General features: G+C 69.8%; 8 protein-coding genes and 1 pseudogene. 2 read left to right on the plus strand and 7 right to left on the minus strand.

What is annotated here, in order from left to right; all coding sequences use genetic code 11:
* From PHQ87_RS09855 to PHQ87_RS09875, 5 genes are all read right to left on the minus strand, one after another.
* The coding region (locus tag PHQ87_RS09855; RefSeq protein ID WP_300233474.1) for an ATP-binding cassette domain-containing protein at nt 1-348 on the minus strand (348 nt) is incomplete at its 3' end.
* Nucleotides 349-438: 90 nt separating this feature from the next.
* Complete coding sequence (locus tag PHQ87_RS09860) at nt 439-1,458, minus strand: ABC transporter substrate-binding protein (RefSeq protein WP_300233476.1); 1,020 nt, start codon at nt 1,456-1,458, stop codon at nt 439-441.
* 132 nt (nt 1,459-1,590) lie between these two features.
* A complete protein-coding gene (locus PHQ87_RS09865; RefSeq protein ID WP_300233478.1) occupies nt 1,591-2,355 on the minus strand; it encodes a class II glutamine amidotransferase in 765 nt (254 codons plus the stop codon).
* Nucleotides 2,356-2,385: 30 nt separating this feature from the next.
* Nucleotides 2,386-3,849 carry an MFS transporter gene (locus PHQ87_RS09870; protein WP_300233480.1) on the minus strand — a complete coding sequence of 488 codons (1,464 nt, stop codon included), beginning with the start codon at nt 3,847-3,849 and terminating at the stop codon, nt 2,386-2,388.
* A gap of 23 nt (nt 3,850-3,872) precedes the next feature.
* Nucleotides 3,873-4,109: a cysteine-rich CWC family protein gene (locus PHQ87_RS09875; protein WP_300233482.1), complete on the minus strand. Its 237-nt coding sequence runs from the start codon at nt 4,107-4,109 to the stop codon at nt 3,873-3,875.
* 103 nt (nt 4,110-4,212) lie between these two features.
* Here PHQ87_RS09875 and PHQ87_RS09880 point away from each other — a divergent pair, with 103 nt between their 5' ends.
* Entirely contained in the window at nt 4,213-4,989 is a 777-nt protein-coding gene (locus tag PHQ87_RS09880; protein WP_300233483.1) for a cytochrome c4, read from the plus strand.
* Nucleotides 4,986-6,251, plus strand: a complete 1,266-nt coding sequence (locus PHQ87_RS09885; protein WP_300233484.1) for a c-type cytochrome — start codon at nt 4,986-4,988, stop codon at nt 6,249-6,251. The genes PHQ87_RS09880 and PHQ87_RS09885 overlap by 4 nt, the downstream gene beginning before the upstream one ends.
* Nucleotides 6,252-6,277: 26 nt before the next feature.
* Here the strand turns inward: PHQ87_RS09885 and PHQ87_RS09890 are convergent, their stop codons facing one another.
* Both PHQ87_RS09890 and PHQ87_RS09895 read right to left on the minus strand, forming a co-directional pair.
* Nucleotides 6,278-6,571 carry a hypothetical protein gene (locus PHQ87_RS09890; RefSeq protein ID WP_300233486.1) on the minus strand — a complete coding sequence of 98 codons (294 nt, stop codon included), beginning with the start codon at nt 6,569-6,571 and terminating at the stop codon, nt 6,278-6,280.
* A gap of 80 nt (nt 6,572-6,651) precedes the next feature.
* Nucleotides 6,652-6,956 (minus strand): annotated as a pseudogene (locus tag PHQ87_RS09895) (malate synthase G); the annotation flags it as partial.

A 6,956-nucleotide genomic window follows, 5' to 3' on the forward strand; every position in this document is an offset into this window, starting at 1 on the left:
CGCCTCGCGATCAGGGACGCCGCGGAACTGCAGCCCGGCCATCACGTTCTGCAGCGCCGTGCGCCAGGGCATCAGGCTCTCGGCCTGGAACATGTAGCCCGCACGGGTGTTGATGCCCGCCAGCGGCGCGCCGAAGATGCGCACGCTGCCCTTGCTCGGTTCCAGCAGGCCGGCGGCGACGTTCAGCAGCGTGCTCTTGCCGCAGCCGGTGGGGCCGACCACGCTGACGAACTCGCCCGCGCCCACCGACAGGTTGACGTGGTCGACGGCGGTGTAGCGCTGGCCCGGGTTGTCCTTGCTGACGAAGGTGCAGGCAACGCCCTGCAACTCAATGGCGGGATGACTCATGACAATACCGTTTACCAATGACGCAAAGGCGTGAACGCCGCGGAACCGGCTTGCCGGTCCGCAGGCGTGGTCCCCGCAGGGGAGCGTCGCTTATTTGTACTTGGCGTTGGCCTTGCGCACGAAGTCGTTGGTGTAGACCGCGTTCAGGTCCAGCTTGGCGGCGGCGATCTTCTCGTCCACGCTGGCAAGGGCCTTGAAGGCGGTCTCGGCGCCACGGGCCGGGAAGCTGCCATCGGGCGACAGCGCCTGCTTGGAGGCCAGGAAACCGTCGATGTAGACGGCGCGGTCGCCCAGCAGATAGCTCTCGGGCACGACCTTGATGACGTCGCCGCCACCGGCCTTCTGGATCCACTTGTTGGCGCGCACGATGGCGTTGGTCAGGGCCTGGGCCGTGGCCGGGTTCTTGTCCAGGAAGCTCTGCGGTGCGTAGAGGCAGCCGGCGGGCATGGGCCCCCCGAACACCTGCTCGGCCTCGGCCATCTTGCGCGTGTCGGTGACGATCTTCAGATCGCCCGAGCGGTTGAGCAGCGTGATCACCGGATCGAGGTTGCTGATCGCGTCGATCTGGCCGGCGCGCATCGCGGCCACGGCACCGTTGGCCGCGCCGACGCCGACGATGCTGACGTCGCTGGGCTTGAGGCCCGCCTTGGCGAGCACGAAGTTGACCAGCACGTTGGTCGAGCTGCCCGGCGCCGTCACGCCGATCTTCTTGCCCTTGAGGTCGGCGATGCCCTTGAAGCCGGACATGGTCTTGGGATTGACGCCGAGCACGATCTGCGGCGCCGCACCCTGCAGCACGAAGGCCCGCATCGGCTGGCCCTTGAACTGCATGTTGATGGTGTGCTCGAAGGCGCCCGAGACGACGTCGGCGCTGCCGCCCACCACGGCCTGCAGTGCACGGGAGCCGCCGGCGAAATCGACGATGTTGACGTCCAGCCCTTCGTCCTTGAAGTAGCCCAGTTGTTCGGCGATGGTCAGCGGCAGGTAGTAGAACAGGTTCTTGCCGCCCACGGCGATGGTGACCTTGGGCTTTTCGATGCCTTGTGCCAGGGTGAAGCCGGGCAGGGCGGCGGCGGCCAGGCCGCCGGCGATGAGATGACGTCGTTGCATGTCGCGGTCTCCGTTGGATGATGAGCGGCCGGTGGGGTGCCTGGCTGCGCCAGCCCCGGCCCGGGCCGGGCATTCATGATACCTGCCGCCTTGCCGGGCCACCGGGCCAGAGGCCCGGTAGAAGGCGAGGGATTACCCGAGGGGCTGACCGTCCACGAACACCTTGAGCTCGCCCGGCGCGAAGGGGGTCCAGGCTTCGTCGCGGGTCAGGGGGGTGGTGACGATGATCGCGGCGCGGTCGCCGGGCTGCGTCACCTGGGAGAAGTCCACGGTCCAGTCCTGGTCCATGAGCGTCGCGCTGCGGAACGGGTGCTGGCGCACCAGCCAGTGCAGCTTGGTGCTGCAGTGCGCCCACAGCGCCTCGCCGTTGGACAGCAGGCAGTTGAAGGTGCCGAAGCGGCTGATCCGGGGCATCAGCTCGCGCAGGGTCAGGGTCAGTTCCCCGACGCTGGGCAGGTCGGCGTGCGACTTGGACAGCTCCTGCATCAGCCAGCAGAACGCACGCTCGCTGTCGGTGGTGCCGATGGGCCGGAAGTGCGAGTGCAGGTGCGGGTGGTAGTCCTTCAGGTCGCCGTTGTGGGCGAACACCCAGTGCCGGCCCCAGAGTTCGCGCGTGAAGGGGTGGGTGTTCTCCAGCCCGACATGGCCGATGGTCGCCTTGCGCACGTGCGCGATGATGTTCCGGCTCTTGAGCGGGTAGCGTTCCAGGAAGCCGGCCATGGGCGAATGCGCGGCACTGTCGTGGTCGAGGAACAGGCGCACCCCCTTGCCCTCGAAGAAGGCGATGCCCCAGCCGTCCGCATGGTGGTCGGTGTTGCCACCCCGCTGGCGAAAACCGGTGAAACTGAAGTTGGCGTCGGTGGGGGTGGCACAGTTGAGGCCGAGCAACTGACACATAGGCAGCCAGTATAGTGCCGCGGGCCGTGCTTACCGGCCCTGGGCGGGCGCATCGCGCAGCCGCCAGGCGGCCAGCAGCGCCAGCGCGCACACGGCGGCCAGGAACAGGAAGGTGTCGTCGAAAGCGGCCGGGCGGTTCTCGCCATGCACGGCCAGTCGCCATTCGAGAACGATGCCGCAGAGGCTGACACCAGCGGCGCCGCCGAGCATGCGCAGGAAGTTGATCACGCTGGCCCCCTGGGGAATGTCGGCGCGATGCAGGCCCCGCATGGCACCGACATTGAGCGAGGGGACGATGAAGCCCAGACCGATGCGGCCCAGACTGGCCCAGACGACCAGCAGCACGACCATGGTCGTGTGCGGGTGCCCGTTCACGGTCATCATCAGGGCAAACGAGGCGGCCAGCAGGGCCATGCCCGTGCTGACCAGATGGTGGGTCTGGTGGCGGTCGACCAGGCGGCCCACCACGGTGATGGCCACCGCCAGCACCAGCCCGGCCGGCAGCATGATCACGCCCACCAGAGATGCCGACATGCCCAGGCCCATCTGCATATAGACCGGTAGCAGGTAGGTCGAGCCGAACAGCGTGGTGCCGTAGATGAAGGACACGATCGAGCCCATGACAAAGCGGCGGTTGGCAAACAGGCTCAGGTTCATCAGCGGCGCGATGCCGGAGGCGTGGCGCCAGCGGTGCAGCATGTGGCGCTGCAGCACCGTGAACGCGAGCAGCGCCACGGCACCACCTGCCAGCAGCAGCCAGGCACTGGTCTGGTTGCCGCGGCTGAGATCGACCAGGCCATTGAGCAGGCACAGCGTGCCGGCCGAGGCCAGCAGCAGGCCGCGCCAGTCCAGCACGGCGTCCGGATCGACTTCCGCCCCGCCCGGGGCGGTGGTCGGCACGTAGCGCCGGGCGAGCCACAGGGAGATCAGACAGAAGGGCACCACCATGAAGAAGATGGAGCGCCAGCCGAAGGCGTCCACCAGCAGGCCGCCGATGCTGGGGCCCAGGGCCGGCGCGAGCACGACGCCGGTGCCGAAAATGCCGCTGGCACGACCCTGTTCGCGGACATCGAAGGCGCGCAGGATGATGATGGCCGGGATCGGTTGCACCACCCCGGCGGCCAGGCCCTCGGCCACGCGTGCCAGCAGCACCAGGGGGAAGTGCTGTGCGAAACCGCCGACCATGCCGCCGGCCAGCAGCAGCCACATGCAGCCGCTGTAGGTGTGGCGGTAGCCGAAGCGGGCCAGCAGCCAGGGCGTGGTGAGCATGGACACCGTCATGGCCGCCATGAAGCCCGAGGTGACCCACTGTGCGCGCTCCTGTCCGAGCGCGAAGTGGTGGCTCATGTCGGGGATGGCCACGTTGACGATGGTCGAGGACATCACCGAGGCCATGGTGCCCACCATGACGGACAGCAGCAGCAGCCAGCGGTAGCGTGCGCCATGGCGTGCCTGCAGGCTGGCGAGGGAATGGTTGGGGCTGGGGTGGCTCATGGTGGCGGTCAGGGCGCTGTAGCTTAGCCGGGTTTGTCGCCGCCTGCAGCGCAGGCCGCGCAAATGCAGGCCTTGCCCCGGGCCGTGGGCGGGATTTGCGCCAGCACGGCGGGGTCGATGGCGGCATCCCTGCACCAGCAGGCTGCCTGGGTGTTGCCGGTGGCTGGTTCGATGACCATGGCGCAGCGGTTGGGACCCCCGCACAGGGGGCAGACGGCGGGGTCGGGTGTCGGTGCGGCGCTTGGAGCGGATGCGGTCATGAGGGCTCTCCGGGCATGGGTCGGTGGCTACAGGCCGTCATGGTATGGTCAAACGTTTGTGCTGCTGCCGGGCCGGTTCGCCCATGACCGGCCTGCCTCCGAGATGTTGTTCGCTCCATTGAAGACCAAGAAACCAAGCCTGAAAAGCGCCGTCCATGGACTGGCGCTGGGCCTGACGCTGCTGGCCGCATTCTCCGCCCGGGCGGCCGATGCCGATCCCGCGGCGCTGCCTCCCGCTGTTCCCGACACCCTGGCGCAGCGCTTGCAGGCCTGCACACTCTGCCATGGCCAGGCAGGGCGGGCAACCGCCAGCGGTTATTTCCCGCGCATCGCCGGCAAACCGGCAGCTTACCTGTACCACCAGTTGCTGCATTTCCGCGACGGACGCCGTCACAACGCGGGCATGAGCTTCCTGCTGGACCACATGAGCGACGCCTACCTGCGCGACATCGCCGGGTATTTCGCCGGGCTCGATCTGCCGTATCCGCCGCCGTCGCCACCGGCCGCTGCGCCGGCCGCCCTGGCACGCGGCGAGGCGCTGGTGCGCCACGGTGATCCTGCCCGGGGGCTGCCCGCCTGCACGGCCTGCCACGGCGCAGCCATGACCGGCGTCGCACCGGCGGTGCCCGGCCTGCTGGGGTTGCCGCGCGATTACCTCATTGGCCAGTTGGGAGCCTGGCAAACCGGCTTGCGCCATGCCTTTGAGCCCGATTGCATGGGCCGCATCGCGCGCATGCTGCCGCCCGAGGACGTCTCGGCGGTGGCCGGCTGGCTGGCGGCGCAGCCGGTGCCGGCGAACGCGCATCCGCAGCCGGCCCTGGTGCAGGCCATGCCCATGGCGTGTGGCTTGGAGCCGCCCCGGCGAGGAGGTGCGCAATGAGCCGCCGCATCCTGACCCGCATCGCCCTGGTGTTCCTCGTCTGCGTGGTGCTGCTGCTGGCGCTCGTGGGCCGGCAGCTCATGGCGCCCGCCCTGCCGCCGGTGGCGGAGGGCGAGCAGCCGACCCCGTCGGCCGGGCAGGTGGCGCGCGGTGCCTACCTGGCCAGGGCCGGCAACTGCATGGCCTGCCACACCGCCCGGGGTGGCGAGCCCTACGCGGGTGGTCACGTGGTGAACACGCCCTTCGGCAACCTGGTGGCCGGCAACCTCACGCCCGACCGGGCAACCGGTCTGGGTGCCTGGTCCGCCGAGGCGTTCCGGCGCGCGCTGCACGAAGGCCTCTCGCGCGACGGCCGCCTGCTGTACCCGGCCTTCCCCTACGCCCACACCACGCGGCTGACGGACGAGGACGCGGACGCGCTGTTTGCCTATCTGCGCAGCCTGCCGCCGGTGCAGCGCGCCGTCGAGCCGCACACCCTGCGCTTTCCGTATGGCACGCAGGCCGCGCTGGCGGTCTGGCGCCTGCTGAACTTCGAGCCCGGCCGCCAGGTCGTGGACGCCTCGCGCGACGCCGAGTGGAACCGCGGCGCCTATCTGGTGGAGGGCGTGGCCCACTGCGCCGCCTGCCACAGTGGACGCGATGCGCTGGGCGGCACGGCGTCGATGTGGGCCGGTGGCCTGATGCCCGACGGCCGCTGGTACGCGCCGTCGCTGCTGGACCCGGCCGAGGCCGGGCTGCAGGAGTGGCCCGCCGAACGCGTCGTGGCCCTGCTGCGCGACGGCAGCGTCGAGGGCGCCACGGTCATGGGGCCGATGGCCGAGGCGGTGTTCCATGGCACCTCGCATCTGGCCGAGGAGGATCTGCGCGCGATGGCCGCCTACCTGCAGGCCCTGCCCGTGAAACCGGCGGCCCGGCCCGGCTTCCGGCCGGCCGACGTGGACCAGATGGCGCTGGGTGGTCGCCTGTACGAACAGCACTGCGCTGACTGCCACGGGGCGCAGGGCCAGGGCGCGCCGGACGCCTACCTGCCGCTGGCCGGCAACCGCGCGGTGGGCATGACCTCACCCGTGAACACCCTGCAGGCGATCCTGAGCGGAGGCTTCCCGCCATCGACGGCGGCGCATCCACAGCCCTACGGCATGCCACCGTTCCGACCCCTGCTGTCGGATGCCGAGATCGCGGCCGTGGCCACCTACGTGCGCCAGTCCTGGGGCAACCGCGCCTCGCCCGTGTCGTCGCTGGACGTGCAGCGGGTGCGCTGAAGCACTGGCCATCGCGCTGCCGGCGCTCAGTCCGCCAGCCGGGCCAGCAGCGACTCGCCCCATGCCCAGGGGCCGATGAGGGTGACGGTCAGGGTCTGCCAGCCGCCGTCCTCGTGCTGCTCGACGTCGATGTCCCAGACGCCGTGTCCGTCCAGCGGGCCGCGCGGTCCGGGACTGTCGGCCTCGGCGGCGGCGAACAGGACGTCGATTTCGGCCCGCACCCGCGGCACGTCGGCGGCGCGCACGCTGGCGACGGCTTCCCAGCTGCCAAGGCCCTCGCCGTCGTCGCTGGCATCGAAGATCAGGTACTGCAGGGTCATGGGCGGTGTCCGGGCCGGGAATAGAAAAAGAAAAGGGAGCGCCGGGCAGGGCGCTCCCTGGGTTCTGACCCGATTGTGCGTCAGGCTTCGGCCTTGACCTTCAGGCGCCAGGCGTGCAGCAGGGGTTCGGTGTAGCCGCTGGGCTGCGCCTTGCCCTTGAACACCAGGTCCAGCGCGGCCTGGTAGGCTTTGCTGGTCTTGACGTTGCCGGCCATGGGGCGGTAGTTCGGGTCGCCGGCGTTCTGGCGGTCCACCTTGGCGGCCATGCGCTCGAAGGTGTCACGCACCTGCTGCTCGGTGACGATGCCGTGGTGCAGCCAGTTGGCCACGTGCTGGCTGGAGATGCGCAGCGTGGCGCGGTCTTCCATCAGGCCGATGTCGTTGA

Origin of the sequence: Hydrogenophaga sp., assembly GCF_028698005.1 — a bacterium.
Lineage (GTDB): Bacteria > Pseudomonadota > Gammaproteobacteria > Burkholderiales > Burkholderiaceae_C > Hydrogenophaga.